Source organism: Pantoea cypripedii, assembly GCF_011395035.1.
Lineage (GTDB): Bacteria > Pseudomonadota > Gammaproteobacteria > Enterobacterales > Enterobacteriaceae > Pantoea > Pantoea cypripedii_A.
In genome coordinates, this window is sequence record NZ_CP024768.1 from 828,075 (window position 1) to 844,452 (window position 16,378).

The following is a 16,378-nucleotide window of genomic DNA, read 5'->3' on the forward strand; positions in this document are numbered from 1 at the left end:
TTTTATTTTTGTCCCTGCGGAAGAGGGCATTTTCTATCTGCCTTCTCCTGAATACACACGGAAAGCGTCATGAAGCGATTAACTCTGCTGGGTTCTACGGGTTCGGTGGGTACCAATACACTGGCGGTGGTGCGAGAAAATCCTGAGCAATATCAGGTAACAGCGCTGGTGGCTGGTCAGAATGTGGCGTTAATGGCCGAGCAATGTCAGCAGTTTAAGCCGCGCTATGCGGCGATGGCGGATGACATCTCCGCCCAGGCGCTGCGTGAGCGACTGAGAGCACTCAACATCAAAACCGAAGTGCTCTCCGGCGTTCAGGCAGCCTGTGAATTGGCTGCGCTGGATGAAGTTGATCAGGTGATGGCGGCGATTGTCGGTGCATCGGGTCTGCTGCCGACGCTGGCGGCCATCCGCGCCGGGAAAACCGTTCTGCTGGCGAATAAAGAATCTCTTGTCACATGCGGCCGCCTGTTTATGGAGGCCGTACAGCGCCATCAGGCCCAGTTGTTGCCTGTCGACAGTGAGCACAACGCCATTTTTCAGAGTTTACCGGCTTCCATACAGCAACAGTTGGGGTACGCTGATCTGCAGGAGAACGGCATTGAGTCGATTATCCTCACGGGATCAGGTGGCCCTTTTCGTGACACGCCATTAGCTGAGTTAGCGGCTATGTCGCCGGACCAGGCATGTGCGCATCCGAACTGGTCAATGGGGCGTAAAATCTCTGTTGATTCAGCCACCATGATGAATAAAGGTCTTGAATACATTGAAGCCCGCTGGCTGTTTAACGCAACTGATGCTCAGATGGAGGTGATCCTGCACCCGCAGTCGGTCATCCATTCTATGGTGCGTTATTGCGATGGTAGCGTGCTGGCGCAACTGGGATCGCCTGATATGCGTACCCCGATTGCCCACAGCATGGCATGGCCAGCACGTATTTCTGCCGGCGTGACACCGCTCGATTTCACCCGAATGAAAGCGCTGACCTTCGCTGAGCCAGATTACGCGCGCTATCCCTGCCTGAAGCTGGCAATTGACGCCTGTGCCACTGGCCAGGCCGCCACGACGATGCTGAATGCAGCCAACGAAGTGGCGGTCGCCGCATTTCTGCAGCATCAGATCCGCTTTACCGATATCGCTGTACTGAACAGTGAAGTGCTGGCATCGCTGAGCTGCGGAGAACCCGATAGCGTTGAGGCGGTCGTGGAGATTGATCGGTTAGCGCGGGTGTGTGCCAATGAAATGTTGCCACGTTTGCGCATAGCAGGTTGATTGTCCCCGCTATTTGTTAGCTCAGGGCGAAAATGGTATAGTCGCTCGCTCGCGTTTCACGGCCTGGCATTGTTTCGATGCCAGCCGACTGAAAGGTCGGTGTTTGCTGCAGGCGCAATGTATTCAGAAACCACAGCATTTCTGATTAAAGGAATTATTACGCGTTATGTCGTCCAACAATCACAACACATTCGATGACCGGTTCGATTGTACGCCGCGTCACGTGGCCATCATTATGGATGGTAATGGTCGCTGGGCAAAAAATCAGGGCAAACTGCGTATTTCAGGCCACAAAGCCGGGGTAAAATCAGTACGCCGGGCCGTCAGCTTTGCGGTCAGCCATAAGCTGGAGGCGCTCACGCTTTACGCGTTCAGTAGCGAGAACTGGAGCCGACCGGTACAGGAAGTGACGGCCTTAATGGAATTGTTTGTCTGGGCGCTTGATAGTGAAGTCAAAAGCCTGCACAAACACAATGTACGTCTGTGTGTGATTGGCGACATTAGTCGTTTCAATTCCAGAATTCAGGAACGCATTCGTCGCGCCGAGGAACTGACTCAGCAAAATAATGGACTGACTCTCAACATTGCTGCCAACTACGGTGGCCGTTGGGATATTATCCAGGGTGCCAGAAAACTGGCCGAGCAGGTTCAGGAAGGTCTGTTACGTCCTGACCAGATAACCGAAGAGAGTCTGGCTCCATACCTTTGTATGAATGAGCTGGCGCCGGTGGATTTAGTGATAAGGACCGGGGGAGAGCATCGGATTAGCAACTTCCTGCTGTGGCAAATAGCCTATGCTGAGTTCTGGTTTACCGATGTTCTTTGGCCTGATTTTGATGAACAAGTTTTTGAAGGTGCACTGAATGCTTTCTCTCTGCGGGAGCGTCGTTATGGCGGCGCTGCACCAGGCGGCGCCTGAGCAACCTGGGGGTAACCTTTGCTGAAGTCTCGTTTAATTACCGCGTTTATTTTAATTCCGCTGGTGATTGCTGCGCTGTTCTGGTTACCACTGTCCGGTTTTGCGATAACAACTATCGTCATCTGTATGCTTGCCGCCTGGGAATGGGGGCAGCTGGCGGGTATGGCGACCCGTCAACAACGCATCTGGCTGGCTGTACTTTGTGGTTTACTGCTGGCTGTGATGCTCTTCACGCTTCAGCCCTACCAACGCGATTTGCACCAACTCCAGATGGAAAGCTCCCTGTGGGCGTCGCTGATCTGGTGGGTTGTGGCATTGGTGCTGGTGCTTTTCTATCCCGCCTCGGCTGCTGTCTGGCGTCACTCACGTCCGTTACGTCTCCTGTTTGGTGTGCTCACCGTGATCCCCTTCTTCTGGGGCATGATGGCATTGCGCCAGTACCATTATGATACCGATCATTTTGCCGGAGCCTGGTGGCTGCTGTTTGTCATGTTTCTGGTGTGGGGTGCCGATTCGGGTGCCTATATGTTTGGCCGGTTATTTGGCAAACACAAGCTGGCACCTAAAGTCTCACCAGGTAAAACCTGGGAAGGTTTCCTCGGCGGGTTAGTTTGCTCTGCCGTGATTGCCTGGCTGTTTGCTCTGTTCGCACCGCTAACCATTGCCACGTCAACCCTGATTATTTGTGCCGTTATCGCCGCTCTGGCGTCGGTACTGGGCGATTTGACAGAAAGTATGTTCAAACGTGAGGCCGGTATCAAAGACAGCGGTAACTTAATTCCGGGTCACGGTGGTATCCTCGATCGTATTGATAGCCTGACAGCAGCGGTGCCGGTCTTTGCCTGCCTGTTGCTGCTGGTGTTCCGCACCCTCTGAGGATAGGCGACGATGTTGAGCATACTCTGGAGTTTTGCAGCCTTTATTGTGGCGCTCGGCGTGCTAATTACCGTGCACGAGTTCGGCCATTTTTGGGTTGCGCGCCGCTGCGGTGTCAAAGTTGAACGTTTTTCGATTGGTTTTGGCAAAGCGCTGTTCAGTCGCCGCGATCGTCAGGGCACGGAATATGTCATTGCTCTGATCCCCCTTGGCGGCTACGTCAAAATGCTGGATGAACGCGTTGAAAGCGTCCCCGCTGAACTGCGTCATCAGGCCTTCAATAACAAAGCTGTCTGGCAGCGAGCATCAATTATTGCTGCCGGACCGATCGCTAACTTCATTTTTGCCATTTTTGCGTACTGGGCGGTGTTTATTCACGGCGTGCCCGGTGTACGCCCGGTAATTGGTGAAATTCTGAACGGTTCTATCGCGGCGGAAGCGCAAATTGCCCCCGGTATGGAACTTAAAGCGGTAGATGGTATCGAAACGCCTGATTGGGATGCGGTACGCATGGCACTGATTGGCAAAATCGGCGACCAAAGTACGACGCTTACCGTCTCGCAGTTTGGCGAACAGGCTACGCAGCAGAAGCAGCTGGATTTGCATGACTGGCAGTTTGAGCCAGACAAGCAGGACCCGGTAGTTGCGTTAGGTATTCGTCCACGTGGACCGCAGATTGAAACGACCCTCGCCGAAGTGCAGGCTAACTCTCCGGCGAGTGAAGCCGGTTTGCAAGCGGGCGACAGGATCGTTAAAGTCGATGGTCAGCCGTTAACACAATGGCAGGCTTTTGTGGTTCAGGTGCGTGATAACCCCGGCAAAAACATGGCGCTGGAAGTGGAGCGGAACGGCGAATCTCTGGCGTTAACGCTGACACCTGAAGCGAAACCGGGTAACAAAGCGGAAGGTTTTGCGGGAGTCATCCCGCGGGTGATTCCGCTGCCTGACGAGTACAGAACGGTAAGGCAGTATGGGCCTTTCGCCGCGATTGGTGAAGCCAGTGTAAAAACCTGGCAACTGATGAAGCTGACGGTCTCCATGCTGGGCAAGTTGATAACCGGGGATGTGAAGCTGAATAATCTGAGCGGGCCGATTTCGATCGCGCAGGGTGCCGGGTTATCAGCAGAATATGGGGTGATTTACTACCTGATGTTCCTGGCGCTTATCAGCGTCAACTTAGGGATAATTAACCTGTTCCCACTGCCGGTTTTAGATGGTGGACATTTGCTCTTTCTGGCGATCGAAAAGATCAAAGGTGGACCTGTGTCCGAGCGAGTTCAGGACTTTAGTTATCGCATTGGCTCAATTCTGCTGGTGCTGTTAATGGGGCTTGCACTTTTCAATGATTTCTCACGTCTGTAATAGCTGGAATGCAGACAGACGTGGGATGTGTTAGGAAAACGCATAACAACGATGGCGATGAAAAAGTTGCTCATAGCGTCGCTGCTGTTTAGCAGCGCCACCGTTTACGGTGCAGACGATTTCGTGGTGAAGGATATTCATTTCGAAGGGCTACAGCGAGTCGCCGTCGGCGCGGCTCTGCTTAGCATGCCGGTTCGTGTCGGCGATACAGTGAATGATGATGACGTCAGAAATACCATTCGCTCACTGTTCGCCACCGGTAACTTTGAGGATGTTCAGGTTCTGCGCGACGGTACTACGCTGATTGTCCAGGTGAAAGAACGCCCGACCATTGCCAGCATCACTTTCTCCGGTAACAAAGCGGTGAAAGAAGATCAGCTGAAGCAAAACCTTGAAGCATCAGGTATCCGCGTCGGTGAAGCCCTTGACCGCACCACGCTCTCTTCCATTGAGAAGGGACTGGAGGATTTCTATTACAGCGTCGGTAAATATACCGCCAGCGTCAAAGCGATTGCCACGCCGCTGCCGCGTAACCGTGTCGACCTGAAGTTTGTCTTCCAGGAAGGTGTTTCTGCACAGATTCAGCAGATCAACATCGTGGGCAACAAAGCGTTTAGTTCAGATGAACTGATCTCCCGCTTCCAGCTGCGTGACGAAGTACCGTGGTGGAACGTGGTGGGCGATCGTAAATACCAGAAACAGAAACTGGCCGGGGACCTCGAAACCCTGCGCAGCTTCTATCTGGATCGCGGTTATGCGCGTTTCAACATCGATTCAACGCAGGTGAGCCTGACGCCGGACAAAAAAGGTATCTACATCACCGTAAACATCACCGAAGGCGATCAGTACAAGATTGCTGGCGTGATCGTGAACGGCAGCATGGCAGGTCATTCGGCGGAAATTGAACATCTGACGAAGATCCCTGCGGGTGAGCTGTATAACGGCACCAAAGTCACCCAGATGGAAGATGACATCAAGAAACTGCTGGGCCGCTACGGCTATGCCTACCCGCGTGTGGTGACACAGCCGGAAATCAATGATGCCGATAAGACGGTAAAACTGCATATCAACGTTGATGCAGGCAACCGCTACTACGTGCGTAAAGTCCGCTTCGAGGGTAACGATACATCGAAAGATTCGGTACTGCGTCGTGAGATGCGTCAGATGGAAGGTGCCTGGCTGGGTAGCGATCTGGTTGAGCAGGGCAAAGAACGTCTGAACCGTACCGGTTACTTCGAAACCGTAGACGTTGATACCCAGCGTGTGCCGGGTTCGCCTGATCAGGTAGACGTGGTCTACAAGGTGAAAGAACGTAATACCGGTACCTTTAACTTCGGCGTGGGCTACGGCACCGAGAGTGGCGTGAGCTTCCAGGTCGGTGTGACCCAGGAAAACTGGCTCGGCACCGGTAACACCGTGGGTATCAGCGGTACCAAAAACGATTATCAGACCTATGCTGAATTCTCACTGACCGATCCGTATTTCACGGTGGACGGTGTCAGCCTGGGTGGTCGTATTTTCTATAACGACTTTAAAGCTGACGATGCTGACCTTTCTGACTACACCAACAGAAGTTATGGTGTTGATGGTACGCTGGGCTTCCCGATTAACGAGAACAACTCCCTGCGTGTTGGTTTAGGTTACGTACATAACGACCTGTCCAATATGCAGCCGCAGATTGCGATGTGGCGTTATCTCGACTCGGTAGGGCATCAGCAGGGTCTGAATAGTGACGGTGATTATTCTGCGAATGATTTCACCTTCAACTATGGCTGGACATATAACACCCTGGACCGCGGGTTCTTCCCAACGTCGGGTAACCGTACCAACCTGAACGGTAAGATCACCATTCCGGGTTCAGACAACAGCTTCTATAAAGCGACGCTGGATACGCAACAATACGTGCCGATTAACCAGGATCGTACCTGGGTGCTGTTGGGTCGTGGCCGTATTGGATATGGTGACGGACTCGGTGGTAAAGAGATGCCGTTCTATGAGAACTTCTACGCGGGTGGTTCCAGCACCGTTCGTGGCTTCCAGTCCAACACCATTGGTCCGAAAGCTGCGTATCTGAACGATGGCTCGTCCACCTGTACGCTGTCCGATCCGAATGGCGTTTGTAAGTCAGATGATGCGGTGGGCGGTAACGCGATGGCAGTGGCCAGCCTTGAGCTGATCACACCAACGCCGTTCCTGAGCGAGAAATACGCTAACTCAGTGCGTACCTCATTGTTTGTTGATGCGGGTACGGTCTGGGATACTAAATGGCAGAATACTGCCGAAACACGTGCGGCAGGGATCCCGGACTACAGCGATCCAAACAATATTCGCGTATCCAGCGGTATCGCACTACAGTGGATGTCACCGTTGGGGCCGTTGGTATTCTCATATGCCCAGCCGGTCAAGAAAGTCGAGGGAGACAAGTCAGAGCAGTTCCAGTTTAACATCGGTAAAACCTGGTAAAGCTCTGAGCAGGGAAGTGTATACCCAACGGGTATAAATAGCGTCTTGCAAGCGTGTAGCTCTGCTACACGCTGCAAACACACATGTTGAGGGTAAGGAGTTTATAGTGAAAAAGTTGTTCTGTGCCGCTGCTCTGGGTGTTGCATTAGCTGCTTCTGCTGGCGCCCAGGCGGCAGACAAAATCGCCGTTGTTAACCTGAGCCAGGTTTTCCAGCAGTCTCCGCAGCGTGCTGCTGTTGCTAAGCAACTTGAGAGTGAGTTCCAGGGCCGCGCCTCCGATCTCCAGTCTCAGCAGCAGAAAATCCAGCAGGAAATCCAGGATCTGCAGCGCAATGCTTCTACCATGAAAGCAAGCGACCGTACCAAGAAAGAGAAGCAGATTTCTTCTGAGCGTGCGGCTTTCGAATCAAAAGCTCAGGCTTTTGAAAAAGACAACCAGACCCGTCAGATGCAGGAACGCAACAAGCTGCTGGCTAAAATCCAGACCGCAGTTCAGTCTGTAGCGAAAAGCGAAGGGTACGATCTGGTTCTGGACTCTCAGGCCGTGCTGTACACTTCTTCCGATGCTAAAGACATCACTGCAGACGTTGTAAAACAGGTTAAATAATCGATGTCATCTATTCGACTGGCTGATTTAGCCCAGCAGTTGGATGCAGAATTGCACGGAGATGGCGATATCGCCATCTCCGGCATTGCTTCTATGCAATCCGCCACAACTGGCCAAATCACTTTTCTTGCAAACAGCCGTTACCGCGAGCAGCTCGCCCAGGTTCAGGCTTCGGCCGTGGTGCTGACGGAAGCGGATCTGGAGTGGTGTAATACGGCTGCGCTGGTGGTAAAAAATCCTTACCTGACTTACGCCCGCATGGCACAACTGCTGGACACCACGCCTCAGCCCGCGCAAAATATCGCGCCCAGCGCGGTGATCGACCCGACCGCGAAGCTGGGAAACAATGTATCGGTAGGCGCGAATGCGGTGATCGAGTCCGGTGTTGAACTGGGCGATGACGTCGTTATCGGTGCCGGATGTTTTGTAGGTAAGCAGACGCATATTGGTCGCGGTTCACGTTTGTGGGCTAACGTGACGATTTACCACGAAATCGAGATCGGTCAGGATTGTCTGATTCAATCGGGCACCGTCATTGGTGCGGATGGATTCGGATACGCCAACGATCGCGGCAATTGGGTGAAAATCCCCCAGCTGGGAACGGTGATAATCGGTGATCGGGTGGAAATTGGTGCCTGCACGACCATCGATCGCGGTGCGCTGGATAACACTCTGATCGGCAATGGTGTTATCATAGATAACCAGTGTCAGATTGCACACAACGTTGTGATCGGCGATAACACCGCAGTTGCTGGTGGTGTGATCATGGCGGGTAGTCTGAAGATTGGTCGTTACTGTATGATTGGCGGCGCCAGCGTCATTAACGGGCATATGGAAATCTGTGACAAAGTGACCGTGACCGGAATGGGCATGGTAATGCGTCCGATCACAGAGCCTGGGGTATACTCTTCGGGTATTCCGTTGCAACCCAACAAAACCTGGCGTAAAACGGCAGCGCTGGTGATGAACATCGATGACATGAGCAAACGTCTCAAAGCCATCGAGCGTAAAGTCGGCAAAGACGACTGACGCCATCCCGCGAGACCCGCTTCATAATAAGTAGCGTACCTTCTTACCACCTCAGGAGCCTTTTGAGGAAGTGCAGCAGGTATCGCAAAGAAGCGAAACGCCACCGAACTGATTTGCGGCCTGCAGATGATCATTTTGATCGATGCAGGCCGTGTTATTGTTGCCATCAGATTTTTTTAGGACAGGAAGAGTATTTTGACTACTGAAACGCATACTCTGAAAATTGAAGAGATTTTAGAATTGCTGCCGCACCGCTATCCATTTCTGCTGGTTGACCGCGTGCTGGAGTTTGAAGAGCATAAATATTTGCGTGCGGTGAAGAACGTTTCCGTTAACGAACCGTTTTTCCAGGGACACTTCCCTGGTAAACCGATTTTCCCAGGCGTATTGATCCTGGAAGCAATGGCGCAGGCGACGGGCATTCTGGCGTTTAAAAGCGTTGGAAAACTGGAACCGGGCGAACTTTACTACTTCGCAGGTATTGATGAAGCTCGTTTCAAGCGTCCGGTCGTTCCGGGCGATCAGATGATCATGGAAGTCACTTTCGAGAAAACCCGCCGTGGTCTTACTCGCTTCAAAGGTGTTGCTACCGTAGACGGTAAAATTGTCTGTGAAGCGACCATGATGTGTGCCCGTAGCCGGGAGGCATAATTAGTGATTGATTCAACCGCCAACATCCATCCCAGTTCTGTTATTGAAGAGGGTGCCGTAATCGGTGCCAATGTTCACATCGGTCCCTTTTGCTTTATTGGTGCCAACGTGGAAATTGGTGAAGGTACGGTGCTTAAATCGCACGTGGTGGTGAATGGCCATACGCGTATCGGTAAAGATAATCAGATCTATCAGTTTGCTTCCATTGGTGAAGTGAACCAGGACCTGAAATATGCCGGTGAGCCGACTCGCGTGGAAATTGGCGATCGCAATCGCATCCGCGAAAGCGTCACTATTCACCGTGGAACGGTGCAGGGTGGCGGTTTGACAAAAGTCGGTAGTGACAATTTGCTGATGGTGAATGCCCATATCGCACATGACTGTGTGATTGGTAATCGCTGCATTTTCGCCAACAACGCCACGCTGGGTGGCCATGTCACCGTTGATGATTTTGCGATCATTGGTGGTATGACCGCCGTTCATCAGTGGTGCACCATTGGCGCACACGTGATGGTTGGTGGTTGTTCTGGCGTAGCTCAGGATATTCCTCCTTATGTCATCGCGCAGGGTAACCATGCGACGCCTTTTGGTATCAATATCGAAGGCCTGAAGCGTCGTGGTTTCAGCAAAGAAGCACTGCATGCGATTCGCAATGCCTACAAATTGTTGTATCGCAGCGATAAAACGCTGGAAGAAGCCAAGCCGGAAATTGAAGCACTGGCAAAAGCTCACAGCGAAGTGCAGCCTTTCTATGACTTCTTTGCCCGTTCTACCCGTGGGTTGATTCGTTAATCCATGTCAGTGCGTCCCCTGACTATTGCCCTGGTCGCCGGAGAAACCTCCGGCGATATTCTTGGTGCCGGACTCATCCGCGCGTTAAAGGCGCGCCATCCTGATGCGCGTTTTGTTGGTGTTGCGGGTCCGCGTATGCAAGCTGAAGGTTGCGAAGCCTGGTATGAGATGGAAGAACTGGCGGTGATGGGCATTGTTGAAGTGCTGGAACGTCTGCCACGCTTGCTGAAAATCCGTCGCGACCTGACGCAGCGCTTCACTGAACTGCAACCGGACGTGTTTGTTGGTATCGATGCACCAGATTTTAATATTACGCTGGAAGGCCGCCTGAAGCGTGCTGGCATCCGTACCATCCATTATGTCAGCCCGTCAGTGTGGGCCTGGCGTCAAAAACGTGTCTTTAAAATTGGTCGTAACACCAATCTGGTGCTGGCATTCCTGCCGTTTGAAAAAGCCTTCTACGATCGTTTCAACGTGCCATGCCGTTTTATCGGGCATACCATGGCGGATGCCATGCCAATGCAACCCGATAAGCTGGCGGCGCGGCGTGATTTAGGTATTGCCGACGATGCGATTTGCCTCGGCCTGCTGCCGGGTAGCCGTGGTGCGGAAGTCGAAATGCTGAGCGCCGATTTTCTGCGAGCTGCGCAGCTGCTGCGCCAGCGCTATCCGACTCTGGAAATTGTGGTGCCGCTGGTTAACGCCAAACGACGCGAACAATTCGAACAGATCAAAGCCGAGGTTGCCCCCGAGCTGCCGATGCATCTGCTCGACGGTAAAGGCCGTGAGGCGATGATCGCCAGCGATGCGGCGATTCTGGCATCCGGGACGGCGGCACTGGAATGCATGCTGGCAAAATGTCCGATGGTGGTAGGTTATCGTATGAAACCCTTCACTTTCTGGCTGGCGAAACGGCTGGTGAAAACCCCCTATGTTTCATTGCCAAATTTGCTCGCGGGACGTGAACTGGTGAAGGAGTTGTTGCAGGATGAGTGCCAGCCGGAGGCATTGGCCGCCGCACTGGAACCCTTGCTGCATGCTGGCCCGGAGCGTGATGCGTTGCTCAGTACCTTTAACGAGCTACATGCACAGATTCGCTGGAATGCCGACGAGCAGGCCGCGGATGCTGTATTGGAGATTGCCCATGGCTGAGTTTATTTATCCGGATGCGCGTTTGATTGCGGGTGTTGACGAAGTGGGACGCGGTCCGTTGGTGGGGGCGGTAGTGACTGCCGCGGTGATCCTCGATCCGGCAAAACCGATCGTGGGTCTGGCCGACTCCAAAAAACTGTCAGAAAAACGTCGTCTGGCGTTGTATGAAGAGATCAAAGAGAAAGCGCTGGCGTGGAGCCTGGGGCGCGCCGAACCGGAAGAGATCGATCAGATCAACATCCTGCACGCCACGATGCTGGCGATGCAGCGCGCGGTTGCTGGTTTAGCGCTGGTACCCGATTTTGTACTGATCGACGGCAATCGTTGCCCGGCGTTGCCGATGCCTGCGCAGGCCGTGGTCAAAGGGGATAGCCTGGTGGCGGAGATTAGCGCTGCGTCGATCCTGGCCAAAGTGACGCGCGATCGTGAAATGGCCGAGCTGGATCTGCTGTTCCCGCAGTATGGTTTTGCACAGCACAAGGGTTATCCTACGGCGCTGCACATGGAAAAACTCACCCAGCATGGTGTCACACCCCATCACCGTCGCAGTTTTGCGCCGGTACGCAACGCCCTGATTGATGCCGACGTGCTGGCCGCGCGTCAGCCGACTACGCTTTAATAGCCTGACACTGTTTTAACCGGAAACTGATATGGCTGAACCTCGTTTTATACATCTGCGTGTCCACAGTGACTACTCAATGGTTGATGGCCTGGCGAAGACCGGGCCGCTGGTAAAAAAAGCGGCCTCATTAGGTATGCCCGCCATTGCCATTACTGATTTTACCAACCTGTGTGGGCTGGTGAAGTTCTATGGCACAGCGCATGGTGCCGGGGTGAAACCGATTATCGGTGCTGATTTTAACGTTGCCAGTGAGCTGATGGGTGATGAGCTCTCTCAGCTCACCGTGCTGGCCGCCAACAACGACGGTTATCAGAACCTGACGTTGCTGATTTCACGTGCTTATCAGCGAGGTTACGGCTTTGCTGGCCCGGTGATTGATCGTGACTGGCTGGTTGAGCATCAGGAAGGTTTGATCCTGCTTTCCGGTGGTCGCCGTGGTGATGTAGGACGTAGCTTGCTGCGCGGTAACAATGCGCTGGTGGCACAGTGTCTGGCGTTTTATCAACAACACTTCCCCGATCGCTACTACCTCGAACTGACGCGCACGGGTCGCCCGGATGAAGAAGCCTATCTGCACTCCGCAATCGAACTGGCGATAGCGCAAGGCGTGCCGGTGGTGGCGACCAATGAAGTTTGCTTCCTGAATGAAGACGATTTTGACGCACACGAGATTCGTGTGGCGATCCACGACGGGTTTACGCTGGACGATCCTAAGCGCCCGCGTAACTACAGCCCTCAGCAATATATGCGTAGCGAAGCGGAAATGTGCGAGTTGTTCTCGGACATCCCGGAAGCGCTGGAAAATAGCGTAGAAATTGCTAAGCGTTGTAACGTGACGGTGCGTCTCGGTGAATACTTCCTGCCGCAGTTCCCTACCGGCGATATGACCACCGAAGACTTCCTGGTGATGAAATCTCGCGAAGGCCTGGAAGAACGCCTGGAATTCCTGTTTCCCGATCCGCAAGTTCGCGCGGAGAAGCGGCCGGAATATGATGAGCGTCTGGAGATTGAACTCAACGTTATCAACCAGATGGGGTTCCCCGGTTACTTCCTGATCGTCATGGAGTTTATCAAGTGGTCGAAAGATAACGGCGTGCCTGTGGGGCCGGGACGTGGTTCCGGTGCCGGTTCGCTGGTGGCCTATGCGCTGAAAATCACTGACCTTGATCCGCTTGAGTTTGACCTGCTGTTCGAACGTTTCCTTAACCCGGAACGTGTGTCGATGCCTGACTTTGACGTCGACTTCTGCATGGAAAAACGCGATCAGGTCATCGATCATGTCGCGGAAATGTATGGTCGTGACGCCGTATCGCAGATCATTACTTTCGGAACGATGGCAGCGAAAGCGGTTATCCGTGACGTAGGCCGCGTGCTGGGCCATCCCTATGGTTTCGTCGATCGCATCTCCAAACTGGTGCCGCCCGATCCGGGCATGACGCTGGAAAAAGCCTTTGCTGCCGAACCGCAACTGCCGGAAATCTACGAGGCTGATGAAGAGGTTAAGGCGCTGATCGATATGGCGCGTAAGCTGGAAGGCGTAACGCGTAACGCGGGTAAACATGCCGGTGGCGTGGTGATCGCGCCGACCAAAATCACCGATTTTTCCCCGTTGTACTGCGATGAAAACGGCAATCATCCGGTGACGCAGTTTGATAAGAATGATGTGGAATACGCGGGTCTGGTGAAGTTTGACTTCCTCGGCCTGCGAACGCTCACCATTATCGACTGGGCGCTGAAGATGATAAACCCGCGCCGTGAGAAGCAGGGGCTGGAACCGATTGATATCGCTGCCATTCCGCTCGATGACAAAAAGAGTTTTGACATGCTGCAACGCGCGGAAACCACCGCGGTGTTCCAGCTTGAATCGCGCGGCATGAAGGATCTGATCAAACGTCTGAAGCCGGACTGCTTCGAAGACATGATCGCTCTGGTGGCTTTGTTCCGTCCTGGTCCGTTGCAGTCTGGCATGGTGGATAACTTTATCGACCGTAAACACGGGCGTGAAGCGATCTCTTATCCGGATATTGAGTGGCAGCACGAGTCGCTGCAACCGGTACTGGAACCCACCTATGGCATCATTCTTTACCAGGAACAGGTAATGCAGATCGCCCAGGTGCTGTCCGGTTACACCCTCGGTGGCGCAGATATGTTGCGTCGTGCGATGGGTAAAAAGAAACCGGAAGAGATGGCGAAGCAGCGCTCGGTGTTCCAGGAAGGCGCGGAGAAAATGGGCGTCAACGGCGAGCTGGCGATGAAGATCTTCGACCTGGTAGAGAAATTCGCCGGTTATGGTTTCAACAAATCGCACTCCGCTGCTTACGCACTGGTGTCTTACCAAACGCTGTGGCTGAAAGCGCACTACCCGGCTGAGTTTATGGCAGCGGTGATGACCGCTGATATGGATAACACCGAAAAAGTGGTGGGACTGGTGGATGAGTGCTGGCGTATGGGCCTCAAGGTTCTGCCGCCGGATATCAACGCCGGGCTGTACCCGTTCCATGTCAACGATGACGGTGAGATTGTTTACGGCATCGGTGCGATCAAAGGCGTGGGTGAAGGCCCGATCGAAGCGATCCTTGAAGCGCGTAATCGCGATGGTTACTTCAAAGAACTTTTCGATCTCTGTGCGCGTACCGATACCAAAAAGATCAACCGCCGCGTGATGGAAAAACTGATCATGTCCGGGGCGTTCGATCGCTTAGGCCCGCATCGTGCCGCGTTGATGAGCTCGCTTGGCGATGCGCTGAAAGCGGCCGATCAGCACGCGAAAGCGGAGGCCATCGGCCAGGCGGATATGTTTGGTGTTCTGGCGGAAGAACCCGAGCAGGTGGAGAAATCCTACGCCAGCGTGACGCCGTGGCCGGAACAGATTCAGCTGGATGGTGAGCGTGAAACGCTGGGTCTGTATCTCACCGGCCATCCGATCAATCAGTATTTGAAAGAAATTGAACGTTACGTCGGCGGCATGCGCCTGAAGGACATGCATCCGACCGATCGTGGTAAAGTGACCGTCGCGGCGGGGCTGGTCATTGCAGCCCGGACGATGGTTACCAAGCGCGGCAACCGAATTGGTATCTGTACTCTGGATGACCGCTCTGGTCGTCTGGAAGTGATGTTATTTACCGATGCATTGGATAAATACCAGCAATTGCTGGAGAAGGACCGAATCCTGATCGTCAGCGGACAGGTCAGCTTTGATGACTTTAGTGGCGGCCTTAAAATGACCGCCCGTGAAGTGATGGACATTGACGAAGCGCGGGAAAAATACGCGCGTGGTCTTGCTATCTCGCTGACGGACAGGCAAATTGATGACCAGCTTTTAAACCGTCTCCGCCAGTCTCTGGAACCTTATCGTTCCGGGACTATTCCGGTGCATCTCTATTATCAGAGAGCAGATGCGCGGGCGAAGCTGCGCTTTGGTGCAGCGTGGCGTATTTCGCCCAGCGATCGTTTACTCAACGATTTGCGGTCGTTAGTTGGGTCGGAGCAGGTGGAACTGGAGTTTGACTAAAACAGGAACATTATGAGTCTTAATTACCTGGATTTTGAACAGCCAATCGCAGAACTGGAAGCGAAAATTGATTCGCTGAAATCGATTGGCCGTCAGGATGAGAAACACGATATTAATCTGGATGAAGAAGTGCAGCGTCTGCGTGAAAAAAGCGTCGAGCTGACCCGTAAAATCTTCTCCGATTTGGGTGCATGGCAGGTCGCGCAGTTGGCGCGTCATCCGCTGCGTCCTTATACGCTGGACTATGTCCGCAATGCCTTTGACGATTTTGACGAGCTGGCAGGTGATCGCGCCTATGCTGACGATAAAGCCATCGTTGGCGGTATCGCGCGTCTCGATGGTCGCCCGGTGATGATCATTGGTCATCAGAAAGGCCGTGAAACCAAAGAAAAAATTCGCCGTAACTTCGGGATGCCAGCACCAGAGGGCTACCGCAAAGCGCTGCGCCTGATGGAGATGGCGGAACGCTTTAAGATGCCGTTGATCACCTTCATCGACACACCGGGTGCCTATCCGGGCGTGGGTGCTGAAGAGCGCGGCCAGTCTGAAGCGATCGCGCGCAACCTGCGTGAAATGTCTGGCTTGAAAATCCCGGTGATTTGTACCGTGATCGGCGAAGGCGGTTCGGGCGGTGCGCTGGCGATTGGTGTGGGCGATAAAGTCAACATGCTGCAGTACAGCACCTATTCGGTGATCTCTCCGGAAGGCTGTGCTTCTATCCTGTGGAAAAGCGCCGACAAAGCGCCGCTGGCAGCAGAAGCGATGGGCATCACCGCCGATCGTCTGAAAGAGCTGAAGCTGATCGATTCCATCATCCCGGAACCATTGGGTGGTGCGCATCGTCACCCGGTCGATATCGCTGCTACGCTGAAAAAACAGCTGCTGGCCGATCTGGCCGATCTTGATGTGCTTAGCACGGAAGAATTGCTGAACCGTCGTTACCAGCGTCTGATGAGCTACGGCTACGCCTGATTCTCATCTAACACGCATCTGTAAATCACGGAGAGTGTCGCAGGACATTCTCCGTGATTTCATTCCCTGATTTCAGGCTACTGGCCTGATACTTCCATATTTCTCCCGCTATTCTCAGAAAAAAAACTGAATTGCCTGCTTATAGGCATT

At 53.5% G+C, this 16,378-nt stretch carries 13 protein-coding genes; all 13 read left to right on the forward strand.

The features are described from left to right. Positions 1–69 precede the first annotated feature (69 nt). The 13 genes from ispC to accA all read left to right on the forward strand — a co-directional run bounded on the left by ispC (position 70) and on the right by accA (position 16,228). On the forward strand, positions 70–1,272 hold the full coding sequence (gene ispC / locus CUN67_RS03710) for a 1-deoxy-D-xylulose-5-phosphate reductoisomerase (protein ID WP_208714057.1): 1,203 nt from the start codon (positions 70–72) through the stop codon (positions 1,270–1,272). Between the two features lie 166 nt (positions 1,273–1,438). After that, positions 1,439–2,191, forward strand: a complete 753-nt coding sequence (ispU, locus tag CUN67_RS03715; RefSeq protein ID WP_208714058.1) for a (2E,6E)-farnesyl-diphosphate-specific ditrans,polycis-undecaprenyl-diphosphate synthase — start codon at positions 1,439–1,441, stop codon at positions 2,189–2,191. A gap of 18 nt (positions 2,192–2,209) precedes the next feature. Continuing rightward, the gene (gene cdsA / locus CUN67_RS03720; protein ID WP_208714059.1) at positions 2,210–3,067 is read left to right on the forward strand and encodes a phosphatidate cytidylyltransferase; all 858 of its coding nucleotides are present in this window, start codon (positions 2,210–2,212) and stop codon (positions 3,065–3,067) included. 12 nt (positions 3,068–3,079) lie between these two features. Continuing rightward, positions 3,080–4,429 carry a sigma E protease regulator RseP gene (rseP, locus tag CUN67_RS03725; RefSeq protein WP_208714060.1) on the forward strand — a complete coding sequence of 450 codons (1,350 nt, stop codon included), beginning with the start codon at positions 3,080–3,082 and terminating at the stop codon, positions 4,427–4,429. A 51-nt stretch (positions 4,430–4,480) separates the two neighbouring features. Then, entirely contained in the window at positions 4,481–6,892 is a 2,412-nt protein-coding gene (gene bamA / locus CUN67_RS03730; RefSeq protein WP_208717060.1) for an outer membrane protein assembly factor BamA, read from the forward strand. 106 nt (positions 6,893–6,998) lie between these two features. Then, entirely contained in the window at positions 6,999–7,499 is a 501-nt protein-coding gene (locus tag CUN67_RS03735) for an OmpH family outer membrane protein (RefSeq protein ID WP_208714061.1), read from the forward strand. Positions 7,500–7,502: 3 nt separating this feature from the next. Continuing rightward, positions 7,503–8,528, forward strand: coding sequence for a UDP-3-O-(3-hydroxymyristoyl)glucosamine N-acyltransferase (gene lpxD / locus CUN67_RS03740; RefSeq protein ID WP_208714062.1), 1,026 nt, complete (start codon positions 7,503–7,505; stop codon positions 8,526–8,528). A 195-nt stretch (positions 8,529–8,723) separates the two neighbouring features. Next, positions 8,724–9,179 (forward strand): 3-hydroxyacyl-ACP dehydratase FabZ, encoded by a 456-nt coding sequence (fabZ, locus tag CUN67_RS03745; RefSeq protein WP_013507953.1) that lies wholly within the window; start codon positions 8,724–8,726, stop codon positions 9,177–9,179. Positions 9,180–9,182: 3 nt separating this feature from the next. After that, entirely contained in the window at positions 9,183–9,971 is a 789-nt protein-coding gene (gene lpxA, locus CUN67_RS03750; RefSeq protein ID WP_084872861.1) for an acyl-ACP--UDP-N-acetylglucosamine O-acyltransferase, read from the forward strand. Positions 9,972–9,974: 3 nt separating this feature from the next. Further along, positions 9,975–11,123, forward strand: coding sequence for a lipid-A-disaccharide synthase (gene lpxB, locus CUN67_RS03755; protein WP_208714063.1), 1,149 nt, complete (start codon positions 9,975–9,977; stop codon positions 11,121–11,123). After that, positions 11,116–11,742, forward strand: coding sequence for a ribonuclease HII (gene rnhB / locus CUN67_RS03760; RefSeq protein ID WP_208714064.1), 627 nt, complete (start codon positions 11,116–11,118; stop codon positions 11,740–11,742). The genes lpxB and rnhB overlap by 8 nt, the downstream gene beginning before the upstream one ends. 31 nt (positions 11,743–11,773) lie before the next feature. Further along, positions 11,774–15,256 carry a DNA polymerase III subunit alpha gene (dnaE, locus tag CUN67_RS03765; RefSeq protein ID WP_208714065.1) on the forward strand — a complete coding sequence of 1,161 codons (3,483 nt, stop codon included), beginning with the start codon at positions 11,774–11,776 and terminating at the stop codon, positions 15,254–15,256. A gap of 12 nt (positions 15,257–15,268) precedes the next feature. After that, positions 15,269–16,228, forward strand: a complete 960-nt coding sequence (gene accA, locus CUN67_RS03770) for an acetyl-CoA carboxylase carboxyl transferase subunit alpha (RefSeq protein ID WP_208714066.1) — start codon at positions 15,269–15,271, stop codon at positions 16,226–16,228. Positions 16,229–16,378: the final 150 nt, after the last annotated feature.

Bases quoted from the DNA above. Each gene is read 5' to 3' on its own strand.
- bamA (WP_208717060.1), top strand. From the start codon at position 4,481: ATGGCGATGAAAAAGTTGCTCATAGCGTCGCTGCTGTTTAGCAGCGCC.
- ispC (WP_208714057.1), top strand. From the start codon at position 70: ATGAAGCGATTAACTCTGCTGGGTTCTACGGGTTCGGTGGGTACCAAT.
- rseP (WP_208714060.1), top strand. From the start codon at position 3,080: ATGTTGAGCATACTCTGGAGTTTTGCAGCCTTTATTGTGGCGCTCGGC.
- ispU (WP_208714058.1), top strand. From the start codon at position 1,439: ATGTCGTCCAACAATCACAACACATTCGATGACCGGTTCGATTGTACG.
- lpxB (WP_208714063.1), top strand. From the start codon at position 9,975: ATGTCAGTGCGTCCCCTGACTATTGCCCTGGTCGCCGGAGAAACCTCC.
- rnhB (WP_208714064.1), top strand. From the start codon at position 11,116: ATGGCTGAGTTTATTTATCCGGATGCGCGTTTGATTGCGGGTGTTGAC.
- dnaE (WP_208714065.1), top strand. From the start codon at position 11,774: ATGGCTGAACCTCGTTTTATACATCTGCGTGTCCACAGTGACTACTCA.
- accA (WP_208714066.1), top strand. From the start codon at position 15,269: ATGAGTCTTAATTACCTGGATTTTGAACAGCCAATCGCAGAACTGGAA.
- lpxD (WP_208714062.1), top strand. From the start codon at position 7,503: ATGTCATCTATTCGACTGGCTGATTTAGCCCAGCAGTTGGATGCAGAA.